Genomic DNA, 21,840 nt, shown 5'->3' with positions numbered 1-21,840 from the left:
AGAAAAAAGGCGCGCGCGACCGTTGGTTCGGGACGGGCAGCCGCGCGCGCCAAGCAAGAGGAGTTCGGGGTGCTCCTCTCTCAAGCGGCGTCAGTGAGCAAGGTCCGACGCCGGTTGAACACGAACAGGATCAGGGCGAGCACGATCAGGATCAGGCCTGCGATCATCTTCAGTTCAGCAGAGGTCGCAGTCTTGGGCAGGCGGATCGTATCCGCGGTGACAGGTGCTGGCCGCCTTGCCGCGGGCTGGCTCGCATCGGCGCGGCGCTCGCGCAGCTGTGCCGGTGTCTGCTGCGGCCGTTCGCCGAATACCTTCGCGAAATCCCAGCCCGCCGGCAGGTTGATCGGAAGCTCGGTGAGCTTGAGCGGCGCGCCTTCGGGACGGCTCGGCGTCTTGTCGACAGCGATGAGACTGGTCAGCCGCGTGACAATCTGGTGGTCGAGCGCCAGTGCAAGGACCGTCTTGTCCGTGTCCTCCGGGGTCATCTCGTGCAGCGTCCGCGCCACTTCCGCATCGCTGATCTTGCGCCTGGCCCAAAGCTTCGACAGACCTTTGCCTTCAGCGGCACTCTTCAACGGCAGCGTCACCGACCACGGGCGATCGCCGACATGACCCTTGATCTCAAGTGAGCCCGCGAGTCTGTCGAGCTTCGCGGCAAGCACCAGTGGCTCGTCGCGATAGACGTCCGGAATGATTGCCGGCGTGACGTCGGCCTTGATGTCAGCTTTGGCATCGGAAAACTTCACGGTGAGACCGGTCACGGCCGGGTTCTCCAGCTTGGCAAGCAGGCCGCGCATACGTTCCTCGACCTGATCGACGGAGCCGATATGGGTGAAGGCGCCGCGGCCGAGCTCGGAGGCGCGCGTCATCAGATAGGTGTTGGGCGCGGAGCCGATGCCGACCATGAAAATGCGCGAGCGGCCGCGCATCGCCGTGATGGTCTCGAACAATTGCTGCTCGTTGCCGATCGCGCCGTCGGTGAGGAATACGACCTGGCGGACCATGTTGGTGTCGGCAAGCTTGTCCGTCAGTGCCGCGCGCATCGCCGGCACCATCTCGGTGCCGCCGCGGGCCTGCAATGCGCTGACGAAAGAGGTCGCTTCACCGACATGCGCGGCGTCGGCCGGCACCGAGGTCGAGAACAGCACGTCCATGGTGTCATCGAAGCGGATCACGTTGAAGCGATCGTTCGGCTGTAGGCGGCCGAGGGCATAAAGCAGACTCGCCTTGGCCTGCTCGATCGAGGTGCCACCCATCGAACCGGAATTGTCGATCACGAACACCACTTCGCGCGGCAACGGCTTCTGGGCGGTCTGTTCGGCGGCCGGCGGTGTGACGAAGGCCAGCAGGTAGTCGGCATCGCCGACATGCTCGCGGAACAGCCCGACTGACGGTGCCTTTTCAGCGGCTGGCTTCCAGGTGAGCTCGAAGTCGCGGTCGGCCGGGACGGTGCCGTCAGCAAGCGTGACGACGCGCGTCATGTTGTCCGGGCTTTCGATCTTCACGTTGTGAAAATGGCTCTTCACCTCGCCGAGGGCGAAGCCGGCCTTCAAATGCACTGTGATGCTGGTCGGATTGACCGGCGCGCTTCTCGCCGGATCAAGGGCCGGCGACGAGATGCGCTCACGGTCGGGCACCGGGTCTGAATGGGTCGCGCCCCAGCCGGAGCCGTCATTGCGGAAATCGACGCTCTGCACGATCGGCGCCGGATTGTAGCGGGGTCCGACCACGAGCGGAACGCGCAACGAATATTCGTTGCCGGCCTGATGCACGGGCTGCTGATATTCGATCTGCACCAGCACGGTTTCGCCGGGTCCGATATTGGCGACCGAGTTGGTGAAGATGTTGGGCCTCTCCTGCTCGGTGAGCGCGGCCTTCTGCCCGGAGCGGCGCGCCTGCTCGTAGATCACGCGGGCCTGCTGCCGCTCCCTAATGTCGCCGATAATGACGCGGTCGCCGACCACCATCTTCAGCGTGTCGACGGCGCCATCAGCGCCCAGTGGATAGACATAGGTCGCCTCGGCCCAGTCCTTGGTCGGGTTGCGGAAGGCCTGGGTGACGCGCGTACGCAGTGTCGGGCCCGAGACCGTGATGTCGACGTCGATCCCGAGCCGGATAGCTTCGGTCGTGGCTCCGTTCTCCTTCAGGAGCAGGGTGCCGGATTTGGCATCGCCGGGCTGAAGCAGGCTGGCCTGCTCCGTCGTCGCCGACCAGGAGGTCTCGAAGCTCACCAGCAGGGCCACGAAACTGACCAGGAGCACGGCAATGCTTTGCGCCAGAAGGAACAGCCCGACCTTGATCAGCCTGCCGAGCCAAGGGTGTTCGTCAGGGTGTTCGTCACTGTCGACCGTGTCGTAATTGTCCATTTGACCTGCTCCCGAAGCATGTTTGATGACGCCAAGCATCGGTCGGGAGGGCCTGATTTCGCGAGCAGAATGATCGGTAATGTTCCGCCGCGGCCGGTCGGGGCCAGCCGCCAGTTTGGCGGCGATGTCCGGTTTTGTGCTGACTTGTCCGCCCTGCTAGACTGGCCTCCGTGGAGCAGAGTTAACGATGCAGACGCAAGACAAGCTCTCTGACAAGCAGCTTTCGGACGAGCAAAGCCGTGAGGTCGCGGAGATGATCCGCGAGGAAATCGCCAGGCGCCGGATCTCGCGGCAGGCGCTGGCCGAGCAGGCCAAGCTCAGCCTGTCGACGCTGGAGAAGGCGCTCGGCGGCCGGCGCCCGTTCACGCTGGCGACCACGGTCCGGCTGGAGCAGGCACTGGGCGTGTCCTTGCGCAAGAGCACCTCTACGCCGGCGCCTGCGGCTGGCAACGACGTCGCACCCGACGGCCTCGGCTCCTATTCGCATCGCGCGGTGACCTGGCTCGAGGGCGTCTACATCACCCTGCGGCCGTCCTTTGGCGACAAGGATGCGATTTTCGCCTATCGCACCGAAATCGTCTGGGAGCCGAAAGTGTCCTCGCTGGTCTTCCGCGAGGGCGAGCGAACCGATGCTGCCTACGAGCACACCGGCGAGGTTGCAGTGCCGCATCAATCCGGTTTCATCTATCTCGTCATCAACAAGCACGGGCAGCATCGCGTCATCACGGTCTCGCGGCCGACCGTAACAGGTGCGATGTACGGCATCATTTCGACGCTGCGGGCCGGTGCCGGCGCACAGCTGATGCCGGTCGCGGCGCCGATCGCCTATGTCCCGATTGCCAATGTCAAGGAGCCGACGCTCGGACGGATCATGCCCGATCATGCCAATCATGCGCTGTATCTGAGCCACCTGCGCCGCACGGTGGAGGAGCCATTTGCGCTCTTCCTGTCGGTCTAGCCGGTCCTTCGAACGAAATGGTCCGGTATTTGCCGTGCATCCGTCTATAAGGCGATCATGCTGGACGTGACCACAATATCCGACGGCGCATGCCCTCTGTTCTCGATCATCATCCCGCTCGAATTTCACCGCGGGCAGTGGGAGCAGTCCTGGCTTGGCTGGACGTCGCAGACGGCGGACAGGTCTCTCTACGAGATCATTCTCGTCGTGCCACCGGACTTCACCGGGCACGCGGAGCTGAAAGCACTTGCCGCAGGCCAGGCCCGCCTCGAATTCGCGGATTCCGTGCACGATATCGGGCTCTGCGCGGCCGGCGCGGCCAGGGCTCGCGGCCGCTATTTATTCTTCACGGAATCGCATTGCTGGCCCGAACCCGATGTGATCGCGCTCTGCATCCGCGCGATCGATGATCATCCCGACTGGGCCGGATTTTCCTGCCGTTCGGTCCCGGTCTGCCACAATCGCCTGTCCGAGGCGGAGGCTGCGATGTACCAGGCCGACATCGAATTCGGCATGAAGCAGCATCCCTGGCGCAAGGTGCTCGACCAGTGCTTCGTGACGCAGCATGACGTCTACCGGGAATGCGGCGGCCTGCGCGAAGAGCTCGGTCATTTCGCCGAATGGGTGCTCGCCGCCGGATACCATGCGCGAGGATACGCCATCGGCTATCTCGAGGAAGCCCGCTTCCACCACTATTATATCGGCCGGATCGGCGAGCTGAAGACGTTCACGCTCGATTTCGTCCAGGGCGAGAGCCGGTTTCTCAGCGAGGATCGGCACGATCCGGGCAGCGATCTGCTCGAAGCCCCCTTTGAATGGAAAGACCGGGACAATTTCGATCGTCCGCTTGCGTTCAATGCATTGAACGCGATGGTGCGTTACAGCCTGCCGCGTCTGAGTTGGAAATGGCCCGACGAGGAACTGCGCGCACTGTGGCGCTGGAGCGGGCCGGCGCTGTTCGGCGATCGCCGTGTGCGCGTCGCGGCTTTCTTAGCCGCCGCGTATGCGCGCCTGGTGCTGACCGCGCTGACAGCGGTCGGCTCGCGCGATGCCATTGCGCGCTGGATGAAGCGTTACATCGCTTCGCTGATCCACCTTCAGCGGCTCGTGTGTATCAGTCGTGTTCGCGGACATACCAGATCGGCGAAGAAACTGCTTGGCGATCAGGTCCTCGCGCAGCTCGGATTTCACGAGCTGGAATCAGCTGCCGGCCATGCGTTTCGCTGGAGCGAGCCGCAGGCAGCCGTTCGAATCAAGGGCGCGCCGGGACGCAACACGGTCTGCGTCCGAAGTCCCGCCCTGCGCGAGCCGCTCGACAAGATCGGGGTGCAATTCTATCTCGATGGCGCACCTCTCGATCGTGCCGCGATCGAGAGCAGCCTTGATCGTTACATGTTGAGTCTGGACCTGCCGCAAACCGGCATTGCCATCCTGGCTTGGGCCTGCCCCGAGTTCAGAGGTATCGGCGATGTGCGTCGTCTCGGCCTGCCTGTCGTTGACATCGAGGTTAATCCAGGCGCGCGCGGCAGTGCTCAAGAAGATAGCGGCCTCTCGGCCGCTATCTCGCACACGACGGTCGCTTCCGACCGAGACTAAAGCGCGATGAGATTGGGTTGAATCGTCATCGCGCTTTAGCCCTTTGTTTGAGCATGATCGTTTCGGAAAACCGCTTCACCCTTTTCCGGATCATGCTCTAGCCGCCGACCTCCGCGCTGATGATGTCGCCGAACAGCTCCCACTGACCACTCTTGAACCGCCACATCTTCAGCTGTTCGATCGGCGCAAAATCGTTGGCCGACGTGTTGATCTTGATCCCTGGGATCAGCGTATCCGGGACAAAGTCTTTCAGGCTCGCGGCCTGCTTCATCACATTCTCGCGGGTGAGATTGTCGCCGGCCTGTTTCAGCACCTGCACCATGGTCTGCGCCGCTGCGTAGCCGTACACCAGGTTGGTGTCCGAGATGTTGGCGCCGGGCATGTATTTATCGATGAAGGCCAGGAATTTCTTCATGCCTTCGTTATCTTTCCACTGAGGATCGGACGCATCCATCAGATAGCCGGCCGAGAGCACGCCTTCGGAAGCCTCGAAGCCCGCCGGCTTCATCACCGCGCCGATCGACACCGAGACGTCGGTCATCAGGTGCATCGGCTTCCAGCTGAGCTCGGCCATCTTCTTAATGGCCTGGGCAGCAAATTTGGGAGTCGAGATGTTGACGAAGACGTCGGCGCCGGTGTCCTTGAGCTTGACGATATGGGCGTCGATCGAGGGCTCCGAGGTCTCATAGCTCTCTTCCGCCACGATCAGCTTCGAGGCCTTTTCGCCGAACACGTCCTTGATGCCGGCAAGGTAATCTTTGCCGAAATCGTCGTTGGCATAGAAGATCGCAACCTTCGCGTCCGGCTTCTCCTTCAGAATGTACTTGGCGAAGATCCGCGCCTCGACCCTGTAGCTGGGCTGGAAGCCCATCGTCCAGGGAAAGTTGTGCGGGTCGTTCCACTTGCTGGCGCCGGTGGCGAGGAACAGCTGCGGCACCTTCTTGGAGTTTTGATATTTCTGGACGGCGGTCTGGGTCGGCGTGCCCAGCGCGTTGAACACCAGGAAGACCTCATCGCTCTCGATCAGCTTGCGGATCTGCTCCACCGTCTTCGGCGGGGAATAGCCGTCATCGTAGGAGATGAAGTTGATCTTGCGGCCGTTGATGCCGCCCTGGTCGTTGATCATCTTGAAATAGGCTTCCTCGGTCTTGCCGATCACGCCGTAGGCGGATGCAGGTCCAGAATAGGCCTCGACATTGCCGATCTTGATCTCGGTGTCGGTGACGCCGGTGTCGTACGCCTTCTGGGCGAAAGCGCCCTGGGTCGAGAGCAGCGTCAATGCGGTGGCTGCGGCGAGCATTGAGAGTTTCTTGTTCATGAAAATTCCTTGGTGTTTCTTTGGCGATTTTTCTGGGTTGGAGCAGGCACGTCGAAAAAGCAAAAGCGCCCGCGAGGGGCGCTTTGGTCAGGCGCTGGCGACTTTCTTGTCGACCTCGGAGGCCGCCGAGAATTCCTTGCGCAGGGTCGGCTTGTGAATCTTGCCGGTGGCGTTGCGTGGCAGCGCGTCGACGAAACGGACTTGGCGCGGGCATTTGAAACGCGCGAGATTAGCGGCGCAATGCGCGAAGACGTCGGCCTCCGTTAGCTGTTGGCCTTGCTTCACGGCAACGATCGCAAGGCCCACTTCGCCCCATTGCGGATCGGGAATGCCGATGACACCCGCCTCGGCAATCGCAGCGAGCTGATGCAGAACGTTCTCCACCTCGGCCGGATAGACGTTTTCGCCACCGGAGATATACATGTCCTTCCAGCGGTCGACGATGTAGTAGAAGCCTTCCTCATCGACGCGCGTCGCATCGCCGGTGTGCAGCCAGCCGTCGGTGAACGACGTCTTGTTCGCCTCCGGCCTGTTCCAGTAGCCCGGCGTGATGTTCGGCCCCTTGACCCAGAGCTCACCGAGCTCGCCGACATCGGCATCGCTGCCGTCGGGGCGGACGATGCGCACTTCCGTGTGCAGCACCGGCTTGCCGGCAGAGCCGGCCTTGCGTGCCGCGTCCTCGCGGTCGAGCACCAGCACGGCCGGCGAGGTCTCGGTCATGCCGTAGCCCTGCTGGAGCGCGACACCACGTGCTTCCCAGGCCTTCAGCAGCGGCATCGGTACCGGTGAGCCGCCGACGCCGCAGGCCATCAATCGGGAGAGGTCAGTCGTCGCGAAGGCTGGATGCTGCGCCATGAACTGGTAGATCGCGGGCACGCCGAAGAACGCGTTGATGCCGCGTGCGGGATCGTCGATCAGGCCGAGCGCAGCGGCGGGATCGAACGCGCGCATGATCATCACGGTGCCGCCGGCATGCAGCACGGGATTGGTATAACAATTCAGTCCCCCGGTGTGGAACATCGGCAGCACGGTGAGCGCCACCGAGGACAGCCCGATGCAGGCGGGGCCGCCAAGATTGATGCAATTCCAGAAGGTCATGCCATGCGTGATGGTCGCACCCTTAGGATGGCCCGTTGTGCCCGACGTGTACATGATGGTCGAGATATCATCGAGCGTGACCTCCTCCGTGCGATCGAGCGGCTTTGCGGCGGCGATGCCGGCTTCGTAGGCTCCACCGGCGCCGAGCGGCAGGCTGGTCGCGACGTTGCAGAGCTTTGCCACGGTGAGTGCTGTCTCGGCCAGTTCGGTGTCGTAGATCATCACGTCAGGCGCGCAATCGCCGGCGATGAACTGAAGCTCGGGAACGGTGAGGCGGATGTTCAGCGGCACGAGGACGGCGCCGAGGCGTCCGCAGGCGAACTGCACGTCCAGGATATCGGTGGTGTTCGGCGCCAGCACGGCGACGCGGTCGCCGCGCGAGACCTTCAGCGAGTGACGCAAGAACGAAGCCAGGCGCGAGATGCGACCGTCGAACTCCGAATAGGTGAAGCGGCGCTCACTCGCCAGGTCGATGGCCGCGACCTTGTTAGGTGCGCGGCGGGCATGATGAGCGATCCAGTCGTAGTAACGAACGGCCAACTCTCTCTCCCTTGGCGATCTCGTGCCGCCCGAACCTTATTGCTGTGCACCATGCCCGGCATGGCCCCGGGAGGCCAGCCGGAGTTTGTGCAGCAGTCTTTTTTTGATTTGGAGTTGGCCTGCGAGGGGTGAAAATCGTCTTGCGTTGAGTTGCTAGATCACGGCTGCTCCGAGCCGTCTCGGCGAAGCCAGCCACTCCGCGCAAGTGAGCTGCCAATGTTCCAGCCATGGTGGAACGGCAGGAGTGGTCGAAAGCGAAAACGCAATGAAGAGCCCGTTCTATACCGCCGAGCACGACGCTTTCCGCGAAATGATGCGCCGCTTCGTCGACAAGGAGATCACCCCGTTCGCGCATGAATGGGACGAAGCCGGCGAATTTCCCCGCGCGCTTTATCGCAAGGCGGCCGAGATCGGCCTGCTGGGGCTCGGATTTCCCGAGGAATATGGCGGGATCGCCGCCGACCAGTTCATGAAGATCGTGGCGAGCCAGGAGCTGGCGCGGGCAGGCGCCGGCGGCGTCAGCGCCAGCCTGATGAGCCACACCATCGGCTCGCCGCCGATCGCCCGCGCGGCGCGGCCGGAGGTCAAGGCACGCGTGCTGCCGCAGGTGCTGGCAGGGGAGAAGATTTCCGCGCTCGCGATCACCGAGCCGGGCGGTGGGTCCGATGTCGCGAACCTCCGAACCAGGGCGCTGCGCGACGGCAATCACTACGTCGTGAGCGGCGAGAAGACCTTCATCACCTCGGGCATACGCGCCGATTATCTGACCCTTGCAGTGCGTACCGGCGGCGAGGGCGCCGGCGGTGTCAGCCTGCTCCTGATCGAGGGCGACACGCCGGGCCTGTCGCGGACAAAGCTCAAGAAGATGGGCTGGTGGGCCTCCGACACCGCGACGCTGCATTTCGATGACTGCCGCGTGCCGGCCGAGAACCTGATCGGCGAGGAAGGGCAGGGCTTCAAGATCATCATGCAGAACTTCAACAGTGAGCGGATGGGCATGGCAGCGGGCTGCACCGCGTTCGCGCGCGTCTGTCTCGATGAAGCCGTCGCCTATGCCAAGGAACGCAAGACGTTTGGCAAGCCGCTCGCGCAGCACCAGGTCATCAGGCACAAGATCGTCGACATGGCGCAGAGGGTCGCGGCCTCTCAGGCGATGCTGGAAATGCTGGCCTGGCGGCTCGGGCAGGGCGAGAGCCCGGTGGCTGAAATCTGCATGATGAAGAACCAGGCGACCCAGACCATGGCGTTCTGCGCGTCGGAAGCCGTGCAGATCTTTGGCGGCGCCGGCTTCATGCGCGGCATCAAGGCCGAGCGCATCTATCGCGAGGTCAAGGTCAACGCCATCGGCGGCGGCACTGAGGAGATCATGAAGGATCTTGCCAGCCGGCAGATGGGGTTATGATTCTCACCGTCATTCCGGGGCGACGCGACGCGTCGAACCCGGAATCTCGATATTGTAGGACTCATCTCTGGATTCCGGGTTCGCGCGTTGCGCGCCCCGGAATGACAAAAGGGACAAAATGCTATTTACCGCCGACCACGACGACATCCGCCGCTCGCTGCAGAAATTCATCGCCAACGAGATCAATCCTCACGTCGATGACTGGGAGAAGGCCGACATCTTCCCGGCGCATGAGCTGTTCAAGAAGATGGGCAGCCTCGGCTTCCTTGGACTGAACAAGCCGGTCGAGTTCGGCGGCTCCGGCCTCGATTACTCCTATGCGCTGATGATGGCGGAGGAGCTTGGCGCGATCACCTGCGGCGGCGTGCCGATGGCGATCGGGGTGCAGACCGACATGGCGACGCCGGCGCTGGCACGGTTCGGCTCGGACGAGGTGCGGCGCGAATTCCTCAGCCCCTCGATCTCAGGCGACTATGTCGCCTGCATCGGCGTCTCCGAACCCGGCGCAGGCTCGGACGTCGCCTCGATCAAGACCAGCGCGCGCTCTGACGGCGACGACTATCTCATCACCGGTGGCAAGCTGTGGATCACCAACGGCACCCAGGCCGACTGGATCTGCCTGCTCGCCAACACCGGCGACGGCCCCGTTCACCGGAACAAATCGCTGATCTGCGTGCCCATGAAGAGCAAGGGCGTCACGGTCGCCCGCAAGCTCGACAAGATGGGCATGCGTTCGTCCGACACCGCGCAGATCTTCTTCGACAATGTCCGCGTGCCGAAGCGCAACCGCATCGGCGAGGAAAACAAGGGCTTTACCTACCAGATGATCCAGTTCCAGGAGGAGCGGCTCTGGGGCGCGGCGGCCTGCCTCAAAGCGCATGAATACATCATCAACGAGACCATCGAATACACCCGCAACCGCAAGGCGTTTGGGAAGTCGATCCTCGACAACCAGGTCGTGCACTTCAAGCTTGCGGAGATGCAGACCGAGGTCGAGCTGCTGCGTGCGCTGATCTATCGCGCCGCGGAGCAGCTTGTCGCCGGCGAGGATGTCACGCGGCTTGCGACCATGGCCAAGCTGAAGGCCGGCCGTCTCGGCCGCGAGCTCACCGACGCCTGCTTGCAATATTGGGGCGGAATGGGCTTTACCAACGAGACGCCGGTCAGCCGCGCCTACCGCGACAGCCGCCTGACCTCGATCGGCGGCGGCGCCGACGAGGTCATGCTGATGGTCCTGTGCAAGATGATGGGGACGCTGCCCGGCAGCAAAGGGAATGCTTCATGATCACGCTCTATCATTGCGACGCCGCGCGCTCGTTCCGTCCGCTCTGGATGCTGGAGGAGATGGGGCTGCCGTATGAATTGAAGATGCTGCCGTTCCCTCCGCGGGTCTTCGCCAAGGAATATCTCGCGCTCAATCCGCTCGGCACGATTCCCTTCATGGTCGACGGCGAGACCAAGATGACGGAGTCATCCGGCATCTGCCACTATCTCGGCGTCAAATATGGCCCGACGCCGCTGATGGTCGGCCCGGAGGATCCCACCTATGGCGCCTTCCTGAACTGGATGTATTTCAGCGACGCGACGTTAACCTTCCCGCAAACGCTGGTGCTCCGCTACACCCAGCTCGAGCCGGAGGAGCGCCGCAATCCGCAGGTCGCCACCGACTACGCAAAGTGGTTCCTGGGGCGGCTGCGCGCCGTCGAGGCCGCGACCGCCAATACTGATGCCTTGTGCGCGGGCCGCTTTACCGCCGCTGACATTGTCATCGGTTACGCACTTCGCCTTGCCGACAATATTGGCCTTGCCAAGGATTTCGGGCCGAATGTCGCAGCTTATTGGGCTCGCCTGCAGCAGCGCGACGGCTTCAAGCGCGCGGTTGCTGCGGAGCAGAAGGCCGGCACCGAACAGAATGTTGCGTCGCGCTTAAGGGCGTAAACATTCCGCAGGATGGACTGCGGTCTCATCGCGGTTCCGGGTGCGACTGATCGTCGTCCCGGAATGGTAATCTTTTGCACGCGATGACAGCGCTACCTCGTCGTGACAGGGCCCAAATTTCCGCTAAGGTGAACTCCGTCCGCAGTGGCCATAGAGCCGCGCGAGGAGGACCCCCATGGAAGATAAAGGTCGCGAATCCGACCATTTGATGCTGATCACGCCGGAGCGGGTCTTCTACGCCGGCTTGCTCGGCAGGCCCCGCAAGCGAACCCCAGGTTGCTGCCACGTCTATGTCGCGGTGAAAGGCAGCCTGCATATGACCATCGACGATGTGCTCGCCACGGCTGAGCTGTTCGTCACGCTACCAAACCAGCGGCACTCCATCGCCAGCGACTATCGCACTGCAATCAGCGTGACTCTCGAACCGGAAAGCATGCCCGACGGCGTGATCGAGGCCTTGGCCGAGCGCCTGACCGGCCCGGACAGGGCTATCTATGCCCGCAAGATCCTCGCTGCTTACGCGCTGCTGCGCCAGCGTCGCTATAACGACATCACCACCGCCGAATTCGACGAGATGTGTTTTGGCGAAGCGCTGCCGCGCCGCGCGCTTGACCCGCGGGTCATGCGTGCGGTCGCCCGCATCGGGCGCTTTTCGGGCGAGCCGGTGACGGCAGATACATGCGCGGCGGAAGCAGGTCTCTCCGCCTCGCGCTTCCTGCATCTGTTTAAGGAGGAGACCGGCATCTCGTTCCGCTCGTTCCGCGCCTGGAAGCGCGCTCGGCACCTGCTGCACTTCGCCAACCAGGACCTCAACCTCGCCCACCTCGCGCAGGACATCGGCTATCCCGACTCCACGCATTTCAGCCACTCGATCCGCCGCTTCTACGGCTTGAAGCCACGCGCGATCTTCGTCGGGTCGCGGGATCTTGCGATCTATCGCAGCACCGAGACGGTGCGGGAGCTCGCGGAGGCGAGCTAGCGCCGGTGTCGTAGGGTGGGCAAAGGCGCTCTTGCGCCGTGCCCACCACCTCTCGGCAATTTGGCAAAGATCGTGGGCACGCTTCGCTTTGTCCACCCTACGATAGCTCGTCTTTAGCTAGCTTCTCCGCGCAAGAAGCCGCATGCCGCGCATCACATGATCGCAGCGTTGAAATCAACGTTACGAGACATCTGTGGCATGAGCGACAAGGCCGTCATCACCTGCGCCCTGAACGGCGTGCTCACCGACCCCAAGCAGCACAATGTGCCGGTGACGCCCGAGCAGATGGCGCGCGAGGCCAAGGCTGCGTTCGATGCGGGCGCGTCCATCATGCACATCCATCTGCGCCAGCAGGCGCCGAACAAGGGGCATCTGCCGTCCTGGGACGTCAGCGTCAGCAGGGAGATCCAGCAGGCGATCCGCGAGGCCTGCCCCGGCGTCATCATCAACCACACCTCCGGCGTGTCAGGGCCCAACTATTCCGGCGCGCTCGACTGCATTCGCGAGACCAGGCCGGAGATCGCCGCCTGCAATGCAGGTTCGCTGAATTACCTGAAGGTCAAGGCCGACAACACCTGGGCCTGGCCGCCGATGATGTTCGACAACGCGGTCGAGAAGGTGAAGGACTATCTCGACGTCATGAACGCGGTCGGCACCATCCCCGAGTTCGAATGTTTCGACGTCGGCATCGTCCGTTGCGTTGGCATGTACCACCAGGTCGGCATGTACAAAGGGCCGCTCGAATACAACTTCGTGATGGGCGTCGCCTCCGGCATGCCTGCCGATCCCGAACTGCTGCCGATCCTGCTCAAGCTGAAGCGCCCCGAGGCGCACTGGCAGGTCACGGCCATCGGCCGCGAAGAAATCTGGCCGCTGCACCAGCGCTGCGCCGAGCTCGGGGGCCACTTGCGCACCGGCCTGGAGGACGCCTTCTATCTCGCCGACGGCAAAAAGGTCACGTCGAACGGCCAGCTGATCGAAGCCATCGCCACCTGCGCCCGCCGCGCCGGCCGCGACATCGCGAGCCCGGCCGAAGCGCGGAAGATCTTTGGGACGAGCAGGTAATTGTAGCCTCAGCCGTCACTGCGAGCGAAGCGAAGCAATCCAGACTGCCTCCGCAGATACATTCCTGGATTGCTTCGTCGCTTCGCTCCTCGCAATGACGGGTAGGATAGAATCATGTCCATTCTCGAAAATACCATTTCCCCAGGCAACGCCGGCTACCACGCCAACCGCGACGGCATGCTTGGCCTGATCGACCGCATGCGGGCGCTGGAAGAGCGTACGCGTGCAGCGTCGGCCGGAGCGAAAGATCGGTTCCACAAGCGGGGCCAGCTGCTGCCGCGCGAGCGCGTCGCGCTGGTGCTCGATCCCGGCACGCCCTTCATCGAGCTGTCGACGCTCGCCGGGTACATGTTCGACGTGCCGGACGCGAGCAAGAGCGTGCCTGGCGGTGGCGTCATCGCCGGCATCGGCTTTGTCTCGGGTATCCGCTGCATGGTCAGCGCCAGCGATTCCGGCATCGATGCCGGCGCGCTGCAGCCCTACGGCCTCGACAAGACGCTGCGGGTCCAGGAGCTCGCGCTGGAAAACAAGCTGCCTTACGTCCAGCTGGTCGAAAGCGCCGGCGCCAATCTCTTGCGCTACCGCGTCGAGGATTTTGTCCGCGGCGGCAACATCTTTCGTAATCTCGCGCGCCTTTCGGCGGCCGGCCTGCCCGTCGTCACCGTGACGCACGGCTCGTCCACAGCCGGCGGCGCCTACCAGACCGGCTTGTCCGATTACATCGTCATGGTGCGCGGCCGCACCCGTGCCTTCCTTGCGGGGCCGCCGCTGCTGAAGGCCGCGACCGGCGAGATCGCGACCGAGGAAGAGCTCGGCGGCGCCGAGATGCACACGCAAATCTCCGGTCTTGGCGACTATCTCGCCGAGGACGATCGCGACGCATTGCGCATCGCGCGCGAGATCATGGCCGCGCTGGAATGGGAGCGGCCGGGCAGGGCGGCTGCACAATTCAAGCCGCCGCGCTACGACCAGGACGATCTGCTCGGCATCATGCCGATGGACCACAAGCGTCCGGTCGACATGAAGCAGGTGATCGCGCGCATCATCGATGATTCCGATTTCACCGAGATGGCGCCGAATTACGGCCCGGCCACCGTCTGCGGCCATGCTCGCATCGAGGGCCAGGCGATCGGCATCATCACCAACAACGGCCCGCTCGATCCTGCCGGCGCCAACAAGGCGACGCATTTCATCCAGGCGTGCTGCCAGACCCGCACGCCGATCCTCTATCTCAACAACACCACCGGCTATATGGTCGGCAAGGCCTATGAAGAGGCCGGCATGATCAAGCACGGCTCGAAGATGATCCAGGCGGTGACGTCTGCGACGGTGCCGCAGATCACCATCTATTGCGGCGCCTCGTTCGGTGCCGGCAATTACGGCATGTGCGGCCGCGGTTTCCATCCGCGCTTCTGCTTCTCCTGGCCGAACGCCAAGACCGCGGTGATGGGCGGCGAGCAGGCTGCCGAGACCATGGCGATCGTGACGGAAGCCGCCGCCGCGCGACGTGGCAAGCCGGTCGAGAAGGAAAAGCTTGACGCCATGAAGGCGCAAATCGTCGGCGTGTTCGACGGCCAGATGGACGTATTCTCAACCAGCGCCCGCGTGCTCGACGACGGCGTGATCGATCCGCGCGACACCCGCGCGGTGCTGTCCGAAGTGCTCGCGATCTGTCGCGAGGGCGATGCACGCATGCCGCAGCGCATGCAGTTTTCAGTGGCCCGCCCATGAGGAACGGATCAGTGCAGCACCGGCCGTTCTTCAAGGTCTTGATCGCCAATCGTGGCGAGATCGCATTGCGCGTCATGCGCAGCGCGCGGCAGCTCGGTCTTGGTGTCGTCGCGGTGTATTCGGACGCGGATCGCGATGCGCTCCACGTCAAGCAGGCCGATCAGGCCGTGCGGATCGGCGAGGCCTTGCCGGCGCAATCCTACCTCAACATCCCCGCGATCATCGAAGCTGCCAAAGCGAGCGGCGCGGATGCCGTGCATCCCGGCTACGGCTTCCTTGCCGAGAACGAGGATTTTGCGCAAGCCTGCAGGGATGCCGGTCTCATCTTCATCGGCCCGTCGCCACAGGCGATCGAGGCGATGGGCAACAAGGCCGGCGCCAAGGAGATCATGAAAAAGGCCGGCGTGCCAATCGTGCCCGGCTACCAAGGCGCCGACCAGGGCGACGAAGTTATGCTTTCGGAGGCCAGAAAGATCGGCTTCCCCGTGATGATCAAGGCCGTCGCCGGCGGCGGCGGTCGCGGCATGCGGCTTGTCGTCGACGCAGCGTCGTTTCCGGATGCGCTGCGTAGCGCGCGGTCGGAAGCGAAGGCGGCTTTCGGTGATCCCACGGTCATCCTCGAGCGCGCGATTCAAAATCCCCGGCACATCGAGATCCAGGTGTTCGGCGACAGCCATGGCAACGCCATCCATCTCGGCGAACGCGATTGTTCGGTGCAGCGGCGACACCAGAAGCTGATCGAGGAGGCGCCGTCGCCAGCGGTGACACCGGAGCTGCGTGCGAAGATGGGCGAGGTCGCGGTCGCTGCCGTCAAGGCGCTGCGCTACGAGGGCGCCGGCACGCTGGAATTTCTGCTCGATACCAGCGGCGAATTCTATTTCATGGAGATGAACACGCGCCTCCAGGTCGAGCATCCCGTCACCGAGGCGATCACCGGTCTCGATCTCGTCGAGCTGCAATTGCGTGTCGCGCGCGGCGAAGCCTTGCCGGTGAAGCAGCAGGACATCAAATTCTCAGGTCACGCGATCGAGGTGCGGCTTTGCTCGGAAGATGCCGCGCGGGATTTCATGCCGCAATCCGGCCGTATGGCGCGCTGGCAGGTGCCTGATGGCATCCGCGTCGAGCATGCGCTGCAATCGGGGGCGGAGATCCCGCCGTTCTACGATTCCATGATTGCCAAGCTAGTCAGCCATGGTGCGACGCGCGAGGAGGCAAGGGGGCGGCTGATCGTCGGGCTGGAGCAGCTCACGGCGCTTGGCGTGACGACCAATCAGGCGTTCCTGATCTCGTGCCTGCGTCATCCCGGCTTTGCCAAAGGCGAGGCGACGACGGCTTTCATCGGTGCGCATCGCGACGAGCTGCTGGCGCCGCGTCCGGACGCTGCATTCAATGCGGCGCTGGCCGGCCTGTTGCTCTACGTCACCAATCCGCGCGCGCCGGCATGGCGAGCTGGCCGCAGCCTATCGGCGACGTTTCCTCTGCCCGCGATGATCGAGATCGCCGGTCACGCGCATGAGCTCGAGGTCACCCGCGAGCGCGATGGCAACTACATCGTCGCCACGGGGGCACGGCGGGACAGATTCGAGATCGCGCAGCTCGATTCGGAAATGATCCGCTTCCGTCATGATGGCGTGATGGACGGCGCAAAATTCCTGCGTGAGGGCGACCGATTTTACGTCCAGCATCGGGGCATCCCGGTCTCGGTGAATGATCTGACGCTCGCTGCGCCCAAAGCTGCAGCAAGCAACGGCGGCGACGGCAAGGTCCGCGCCGCCATGAACGGCCGCGTTGTCGCCGTGCTGGTCAAGCCGGGCGATCGCGTCACATCAGGTCAGCCGGTGCTGACGCTGGAAGCGATGAAGATGGAGCACGTCCATAAGGCCGGCATCGACGGTGTCGTCGCTGCGATCGACGTCGCCGAGGGCGAGCAGGTGACGACGGGCCGGATCGTTGCGGAGATCGGGGCACCATAGCGCGGCGAACGCAGTCTCGTTGGGTGGGCAAAGGCGCAAAGTGCCGTGCCGGCTTCGCTCTTCGAGCACGGCGGAAAGTCGCTTTGCCCATCCTGCGGGACCGCCTCCGTCTCGATCAGAGTGTAAATAATCTCAATAAGATAAAGCCGTATCAGGTTCGCGCGCGAATCCTATTGAACAATGTTCAATTTTGGTCTAGTAGTATTGAACTATGTTCAATTCGGAGGCCTGCATGCTGCGCCCAAGTGACCAAGCCCAAGCGACCGAGGCCCCGCTGCTGTCGATGCCTGGTCGGCTCCTGCCGACTGTCCGCGAAAAATATCTGCTCGCGGCGCTCTCTGTGCTCGGACTTGCGGCTTTCCTCGCCCCCGCGCTGCCGGCCGCCGGCTGGCACATCCCGCATTTCGTCGACACGCGCGCCTGGCTGGGTGTGCCCAACGCCGGCGACGTCCTGAGTAATCTCGCCTTCCTCGCGATGGGTGTCTGGGGCACGGAGCGGCTGCGCGGCAGCAATGACGCCCCCGTGGGTGCAAGCTGGTTCTTCGTGGGACTGATCCTCACATGCGTGGGTTCGGGCTTCTATCACCTCGACCCCGACATGCCGCAACGGCTCGTGGCCGATCGTCTCGGCATGGCGGTGGCGTTCGCTGGCTTTCTCGGCATTGCGGCCAGCGAGCGCATCGGCGTGCGCGCAGGCGAGGCCGTGCTGGTGCTGATGATGGTTGCCGGCCTGCCCGCGGCCTGGGTCGCGCGCGAGAACCTCACGCCATGGGTGGTCGTGCAGTACGGCGGCATGGCGCTGGCTGTGGGACTGGCGTTGACGCGGCCGCGGCCCGGCGCGATCGGCGTGCCGCTCGGCGGCGTGATTGTCTTCTATGTCCTGGCCAAGCTTTTCGAGCTGGGCGATGTGACCATATTCGAAGCGACCGGGCACCTTGTCTCGGGTCACACGCTCAAGCATCTGGCTGCTGCGTTGGCGGCCTGGCCGGTGATCCGGGCGTTGCGGCCTACTGGCTTCGGCCTGTCCCGTCATTGAGCAAGCACGCCACCTGGTGCCCATCACCCGCCTCCATCAGCACCGGACGCTCCGTCTTGCAACGCTCCATCGCAAACCGGCAGCGGGTGTGAAACGCGCAGCCGGGCGGCGGATTGACGGGACTAGGCACGTCGCCGTCCACCAGCGGCGCGAGCTTCTTCGCCAACGGATTGGCGATCGGCACCGAGGCGAGCAGCGCCTGCGTGTAAGGATGGCGGGGGTTACGGAACAGCTCATCCTTGTCGGCGATCTCGACGATGCGGCCGAGATACATCACCGCGACGCGATGGCTGATATGGGCGACTACGGCGAGATCGTGGGCGATGAAGAGATAGGAGAAGCCGTGCTGCTTCTGCAGGTCGATCAAGAGATTGATCACCTGCGCCTGGATCGATACGTCGAGCGCTGACACCGGCTCGTCGCAGACGATCAGGCGCGGCCCCAGCGCCAGCGCGCGCGCGATGCAGATGCGCTGGCGCTGACCGCCGGAGAATTGATGCGGGAAGTTGCGCATCTGGTCGGGCCGAAGGCCGACCTGCTCGAACAGCTTTGCAACGCGCGCCTCTAGTGCCTGGCCGGTCGCGAGCCCGTGGACCGCAATCGGCTCGCCGACGATATCGCCCGCGGTCATGCGCGGATTGAGCGAGGCGAACGGATCCTGGAATACGATCTGCATGGCGCGGCGATGCGGCCGCAGCGCCGTCTTGGACAGATGGGTAATGTCTTCGCCGTCGAGCCGGATCTGGCCTGACGTCGGCTCGATCAGCCGAAGCACGCTGCGCGCCACCGTCGACTTGCCACAGCCGGATTCGCCGACAAGGCCGAGCGTCTCGCCCGCACCAACGGAGAACGAGACGCCGTCGACCGAATGCACGGTGCCGACCTGCCGGCGCAGCACGCCGGCGCGCACCGGATAATATTTCTTGAGGTCGGTGACCTCGAGTAGAACCTCGCTCATGCCACCTCCGCCACGTCAGCTGCGCGCCAGCAGGCGGCGAGGTGGCCGCCGCCCCAATCGGCCAGCGGCGGATATTCGGCTTCGCAGCGCTTCACCGCGAGCTTGCAGCGTGGCGCGAAAGCGCAGCCTGCGGGTAGCCGCACCAGCGAGGGCACGGTCCCCGGAATTTCGTTCAGTCGCTCCTGCGCCGCGGCGCCGGACGCCGGCACAGCCGGGATCGAGGCCATCAGCCCGCGCGTGTAGGGATGCTTCGGCGCAGCGAACAGCGCCTCGACACTGGCTTCCTCGACTTTCCGTCCCGCATACATCACGATCACGCGCTGCGCGGTTTGCGCGACGACGCCGAGATCGTGCGTGATCAGCACGAGACCGGTACCAAGCTCTTTCTGCAGATCGAGGATCAGGGCCAGGATTTGCGCCTGGATGGTGACGTCGAGCGCGGTGGTCGGCTCGTCCGCGATCAGCAACGCCGGCCGGCATGCCAGCGCCATCGCGATCATCGCGCGCTGACGCATGCCGCCGGAGAGTTGATGCGGATATTCGCGCGCGCGCCGCGCCGGCTCGGGGATGCGCACCAGGTGCAGCATCTCGACCGCAATGTTACGCGCCTCCTTGGTCGACAAGTTCCGATGCAGCCGCACAGCTTCGACGATCTGATCGCCGATGCGGATGACAGGATTGAGCGATGTCATCGGCTCCTGGAAGATCATGGAGATGCGATTGCCGCGGATCTTGCGCATCGCCGCTTCGTCCAGCGCCAGCAGATCGGTGCCTTCGAGCATGATCGAGCCACCAACGATACGACCGGGCGGATCGGACACCAGCCGCATCAGGGACAGCGCGGTGACGCTCTTGCCGCAGCCGGATTCGCCGACGATGGCCAGCGTCTCACCGCGCTTCACGGTGAAGGAGACATCGTCGACGGCTTTGAAGAGGCCAGAATTGGTGAAGAACACGGTCTTCAGGTTCTTCACGTCAAGCACGAGATCGGAGGTATCAGCCATCAGCCGCGCTGCCGGGGATCGAGGATGTCGCGCAGGGCGTCGCCGAACAGGTTTGCACCGAATACGGCGAGGCTGATGGCGATGCCCGGGAAGATCACCAGCCACGGTGCGGTGCGGACATATTCGGCGGCGGACTCCGAGAGCATGCGGCCCCATGACGGATAAGGCTCGGGGATACCGAGGCCGAGGAAGGAGAGCGAGGCCTCGGTGAGGATCGTCGAGCCGAGCTGAGCGGTGGCGAGCACGATCAACGGTGCCAGCGTGTTCGGCAGCACGTGGCGCAGCGCGATGCGCACCTCGCTCATGCCGATCGATTTCGCGGCTTCCACGAATGGCTGCTCGCGCAGCGCCAGCGTGTTGGCGCGGGTGACGCGCGACACGGTCGGGATCAGCGGAATGGCAATCGCGAGAATGACATTCGGCAGCGACGGGCCGAGGGCGGCCGTCATGATCAGGGCCAGCACCAGCAGCGGTAGCGCCTGCAAGATGTCTGAGACGCGCTGGAAGATGAGATCGACCCAGCCAGAGAGATAGCCGGAGGTCAGCCCGACGATCACGCCGATCGTGCCGCCGAGCGCGGTCGAGCCGATCCCGACCGCGAGCGAGATCCGCGCGCCGTGGATGATGCGGCTGAAGACATCGCGGCCGAAGGAATCCGTGCCCATCCAGTGGGCAAGACTCGGGCGCGCCAGCGCGTGCGCGGCATCGACCGTCAGGGGATCGTAACGCGCGATGAAATCGGCAAAGATCGCGGTGAGCACGAACACCGCCATGATGGTCAGTCCGGCCGCGCCCAGCACGTGCCGCTGCGCCAGGAACAGCACGCGCCGCCAGCCGCCGGTCGCATGGGCGCCGGCCCGCCTCAGTTCAACGTCGAAGTCGATCGCGGCCAAGCTGATCTCCTAATCCGTGTACCGGATGCGTGGGTCGAACACCGCGTACAGCATGTCGACGATGAAATTCGCGCTCACCACCACGACGGCAATCAGCATCACGAGGTTCTGCACGATCGGATAATCGCGCCAGCGGATCGCCTCGACCAGGAAGCGGGCGACGCCCGGGATATTGAACACGGTCTCGGTGACAATGAGGCCGCCGATCAGGAACGCCGCCTCGATGCCGATCACGGTGATGACCGGCAGAATCGCGTTCTTCAGCGCATGGTGATAGTTCACCGCGGCGTCGGAGGCACCCTTGGCGCGGGCGGTGCGGATATAGTCCTGCCGCAGCACCTCAAGCATCGAGGATCGCGTGATCCGCATGGTCAGCGCTGAACTGCGGAAACCGACCACCATCGCAGGGATACAATAGGTTGCGAATGCCTCGCCAAGACTCTGCGGATTGGGATTGAAGATCGGCATCTGCCCAAACATGGCGACAGACGCGGTCAGAACCAGCAGGCCAAGCCAGAACGAGGGCAGCGACAATCCGCTCAGGCTCACCACGCGCAAGGCGTAGTCGATCCGTGAGCCCTGCTTGACCGCGCTGATGACGCCGAGCGGAATGCCGATCGAAGCCGAGAACAGCAATGCGAGGCCGGCGAGCCGCGCGGTGATCGGGATTCGCGGCAGGATCTCCTGCAGCGCCGGCTTCTCCGAGACATAGGAGTAACCGAGATCGCCATGCAGCAAGCCGCCGATCCAGTGCAGATATTGCACCACCAGCGGCTGGTCGATGCCGAGCTGCTTCTCGAGATCGACCTTGTCGGCGGGATCGACATAGCCGGCCGCGGCGAACAGGATGTCGACGATGTTGCCGGGAACGATGCGCAACAGGAAGAAGATGACGATCGAGATCCCAAACAGGGTCACGAGCATCAGCAACAGGCGCCGCACCAGATAGGCAAACATCCCGTGCTCTCCTGTCGAGCCGCTAGTC

At 63.8% G+C, this 21,840-nt stretch carries 17 protein-coding genes; 10 read left to right on the top strand and 7 right to left on the bottom strand.

Annotation, left to right across the window (positions count from 1 at the left end; all coding sequences use genetic code 11):
• Window positions 1–80 precede the first annotated feature (80 nt).
• A complete protein-coding gene (locus L6639_RS07455; protein ID WP_237860321.1) occupies window positions 81–2,366 on the bottom strand; it encodes a marine proteobacterial sortase target protein in 2,286 nt (761 codons plus the stop codon).
• A gap of 187 nt (window positions 2,367–2,553) precedes the next feature.
• Here L6639_RS07455 and L6639_RS07450 point away from each other — a divergent pair, with 187 nt between their 5' ends.
• Entirely contained in the window at window positions 2,554–3,324 is a 771-nt protein-coding gene (locus L6639_RS07450) for a helix-turn-helix domain-containing protein (RefSeq protein ID WP_237860318.1), read from the top strand.
• Between the two features lie 57 nt (window positions 3,325–3,381).
• Complete coding sequence (locus L6639_RS07445; RefSeq protein ID WP_237860314.1) at window positions 3,382–4,920, top strand: hypothetical protein; 1,539 nt, start codon at window positions 3,382–3,384, stop codon at window positions 4,918–4,920.
• A 97-nt stretch (window positions 4,921–5,017) separates the two neighbouring features.
• Here L6639_RS07445 and L6639_RS07440 read toward each other — a convergent pair whose 3' ends face one another.
• Both L6639_RS07440 and L6639_RS07435 read right to left on the bottom strand, forming a co-directional pair.
• On the bottom strand, window positions 5,018–6,238 hold the full coding sequence (locus tag L6639_RS07440; protein ID WP_237860311.1) for an ABC transporter substrate-binding protein: 1,221 nt from the start codon (window positions 6,236–6,238) through the stop codon (window positions 5,018–5,020).
• An 87-nt stretch (window positions 6,239–6,325) separates the two neighbouring features.
• Window positions 6,326–7,876 carry an acyl-CoA synthetase gene (locus tag L6639_RS07435; RefSeq protein WP_237860308.1) on the bottom strand — a complete coding sequence of 517 codons (1,551 nt, stop codon included), beginning with the start codon at window positions 7,874–7,876 and terminating at the stop codon, window positions 6,326–6,328.
• A gap of 265 nt (window positions 7,877–8,141) precedes the next feature.
• On the opposite strand from L6639_RS07435, the gene L6639_RS07430 reads away from it, so the two are divergent.
• From L6639_RS07430 to L6639_RS07395, 8 genes are all read left to right on the top strand, one after another.
• The gene (locus L6639_RS07430; protein WP_237860305.1) at window positions 8,142–9,278 is read left to right on the top strand and encodes an acyl-CoA dehydrogenase family protein; all 1,137 of its coding nucleotides are present in this window, start codon (window positions 8,142–8,144) and stop codon (window positions 9,276–9,278) included.
• Between the two features lie 118 nt (window positions 9,279–9,396).
• On the top strand, window positions 9,397–10,563 hold the full coding sequence (locus L6639_RS07425; RefSeq protein WP_237860302.1) for an acyl-CoA dehydrogenase family protein: 1,167 nt from the start codon (window positions 9,397–9,399) through the stop codon (window positions 10,561–10,563).
• Window positions 10,560–11,216, top strand: a complete 657-nt coding sequence (locus tag L6639_RS07420; RefSeq protein ID WP_237860300.1) for a glutathione S-transferase family protein — start codon at window positions 10,560–10,562, stop codon at window positions 11,214–11,216. The genes L6639_RS07425 and L6639_RS07420 overlap by 4 nt, the downstream gene beginning before the upstream one ends.
• A gap of 175 nt (window positions 11,217–11,391) precedes the next feature.
• The gene (locus L6639_RS07415) at window positions 11,392–12,195 is read left to right on the top strand and encodes an AraC family transcriptional regulator (protein ID WP_237860298.1); all 804 of its coding nucleotides are present in this window, start codon (window positions 11,392–11,394) and stop codon (window positions 12,193–12,195) included.
• 198 nt (window positions 12,196–12,393) lie between these two features.
• A complete protein-coding gene (locus L6639_RS07410; RefSeq protein ID WP_237860296.1) occupies window positions 12,394–13,260 on the top strand; it encodes a beta-keto acid cleavage family enzyme in 867 nt (288 codons plus the stop codon).
• A gap of 114 nt (window positions 13,261–13,374) precedes the next feature.
• Window positions 13,375–14,991, top strand: a complete 1,617-nt coding sequence (locus L6639_RS07405; RefSeq protein ID WP_237860294.1) for an acyl-CoA carboxylase subunit beta — start codon at window positions 13,375–13,377, stop codon at window positions 14,989–14,991.
• A complete protein-coding gene (locus L6639_RS07400; RefSeq protein WP_237860292.1) occupies window positions 14,988–16,964 on the top strand; it encodes an acetyl/propionyl/methylcrotonyl-CoA carboxylase subunit alpha in 1,977 nt (658 codons plus the stop codon). The genes L6639_RS07405 and L6639_RS07400 overlap by 4 nt, the downstream gene beginning before the upstream one ends.
• A 232-nt stretch (window positions 16,965–17,196) precedes the next feature.
• Complete coding sequence (locus L6639_RS07395) at window positions 17,197–18,000, top strand: hypothetical protein (RefSeq protein WP_237860289.1); 804 nt, start codon at window positions 17,197–17,199, stop codon at window positions 17,998–18,000.
• Here the strand turns inward: L6639_RS07395 and L6639_RS07390 are convergent.
• From L6639_RS07390 to L6639_RS07375, 4 genes are read right to left on the bottom strand one after another with little or no spacing between them, the layout of a single operon-like run.
• Complete coding sequence (locus tag L6639_RS07390; protein WP_237860287.1) at window positions 17,972–18,958, bottom strand: ABC transporter ATP-binding protein; 987 nt, start codon at window positions 18,956–18,958, stop codon at window positions 17,972–17,974. The genes L6639_RS07395 and L6639_RS07390 overlap by 29 nt on opposite strands.
• Window positions 18,955–19,962 (bottom strand): ABC transporter ATP-binding protein, encoded by a 1,008-nt coding sequence (locus L6639_RS07385; RefSeq protein ID WP_237860284.1) that lies wholly within the window; start codon window positions 19,960–19,962, stop codon window positions 18,955–18,957. The genes L6639_RS07390 and L6639_RS07385 overlap by 4 nt, the downstream gene beginning before the upstream one ends.
• Window positions 19,962–20,855 carry an ABC transporter permease gene (locus L6639_RS07380; RefSeq protein WP_237860281.1) on the bottom strand — a complete coding sequence of 298 codons (894 nt, stop codon included), beginning with the start codon at window positions 20,853–20,855 and terminating at the stop codon, window positions 19,962–19,964. The genes L6639_RS07385 and L6639_RS07380 overlap by 1 nt, the downstream gene beginning before the upstream one ends.
• Before the next feature lie 9 nt (window positions 20,856–20,864).
• Complete coding sequence (locus tag L6639_RS07375) at window positions 20,865–21,812, bottom strand: ABC transporter permease (RefSeq protein WP_237860278.1); 948 nt, start codon at window positions 21,810–21,812, stop codon at window positions 20,865–20,867.
• Between the last annotated feature and the right edge of the window lie 28 nt (window positions 21,813–21,840).

It is taken from the genome of Bradyrhizobium zhengyangense, from assembly GCF_022012555.1.
Lineage (GTDB): Bacteria > Pseudomonadota > Alphaproteobacteria > Rhizobiales > Xanthobacteraceae > Bradyrhizobium > Bradyrhizobium zhengyangense.
Note: the sequence above shows the minus strand (reverse complement) of the source record. Positions and strands in the feature narration are given on the sequence as shown.

Excerpts from the sequence above, each read along its gene's own strand:
- L6639_RS07400 (WP_237860292.1), top strand. The coding sequence starts at position 14,988 with ATGAGGAACGGATCAGTGCAGCACCGGCCGTTCTTCAAGGTCTTGATC.
- L6639_RS07415 (WP_237860298.1), top strand. The coding sequence starts at position 11,392 with ATGGAAGATAAAGGTCGCGAATCCGACCATTTGATGCTGATCACGCCG.
- L6639_RS07450 (WP_237860318.1), top strand. The coding sequence starts at position 2,554 with ATGCAGACGCAAGACAAGCTCTCTGACAAGCAGCTTTCGGACGAGCAA.
- L6639_RS07420 (WP_237860300.1), top strand. The coding sequence starts at position 10,560 with ATGATCACGCTCTATCATTGCGACGCCGCGCGCTCGTTCCGTCCGCTC.
- L6639_RS07455 (WP_237860321.1), bottom strand. The coding sequence starts at position 2,366 with ATGGACAATTACGACACGGTCGACAGTGACGAACACCCTGACGAACAC.
- L6639_RS07410 (WP_237860296.1), top strand. The coding sequence starts at position 12,394 with ATGAGCGACAAGGCCGTCATCACCTGCGCCCTGAACGGCGTGCTCACC.
- L6639_RS07430 (WP_237860305.1), top strand. The coding sequence starts at position 8,142 with ATGAAGAGCCCGTTCTATACCGCCGAGCACGACGCTTTCCGCGAAATG.
- L6639_RS07390 (WP_237860287.1), bottom strand. The coding sequence starts at position 18,958 with ATGAGCGAGGTTCTACTCGAGGTCACCGACCTCAAGAAATATTATCCG.
- L6639_RS07405 (WP_237860294.1), top strand. The coding sequence starts at position 13,375 with ATGTCCATTCTCGAAAATACCATTTCCCCAGGCAACGCCGGCTACCAC.
- L6639_RS07395 (WP_237860289.1), top strand. The coding sequence starts at position 17,197 with ATGCTGCGCCCAAGTGACCAAGCCCAAGCGACCGAGGCCCCGCTGCTG.
- L6639_RS07440 (WP_237860311.1), bottom strand. The coding sequence starts at position 6,238 with ATGAACAAGAAACTCTCAATGCTCGCCGCAGCCACCGCATTGACGCTG.
- L6639_RS07425 (WP_237860302.1), top strand. The coding sequence starts at position 9,397 with ATGCTATTTACCGCCGACCACGACGACATCCGCCGCTCGCTGCAGAAA.
- L6639_RS07445 (WP_237860314.1), top strand. The coding sequence starts at position 3,382 with ATGCTGGACGTGACCACAATATCCGACGGCGCATGCCCTCTGTTCTCG.
- L6639_RS07375 (WP_237860278.1), bottom strand. The coding sequence starts at position 21,812 with ATGTTTGCCTATCTGGTGCGGCGCCTGTTGCTGATGCTCGTGACCCTG.
- L6639_RS07385 (WP_237860284.1), bottom strand. The coding sequence starts at position 19,962 with ATGGCTGATACCTCCGATCTCGTGCTTGACGTGAAGAACCTGAAGACC.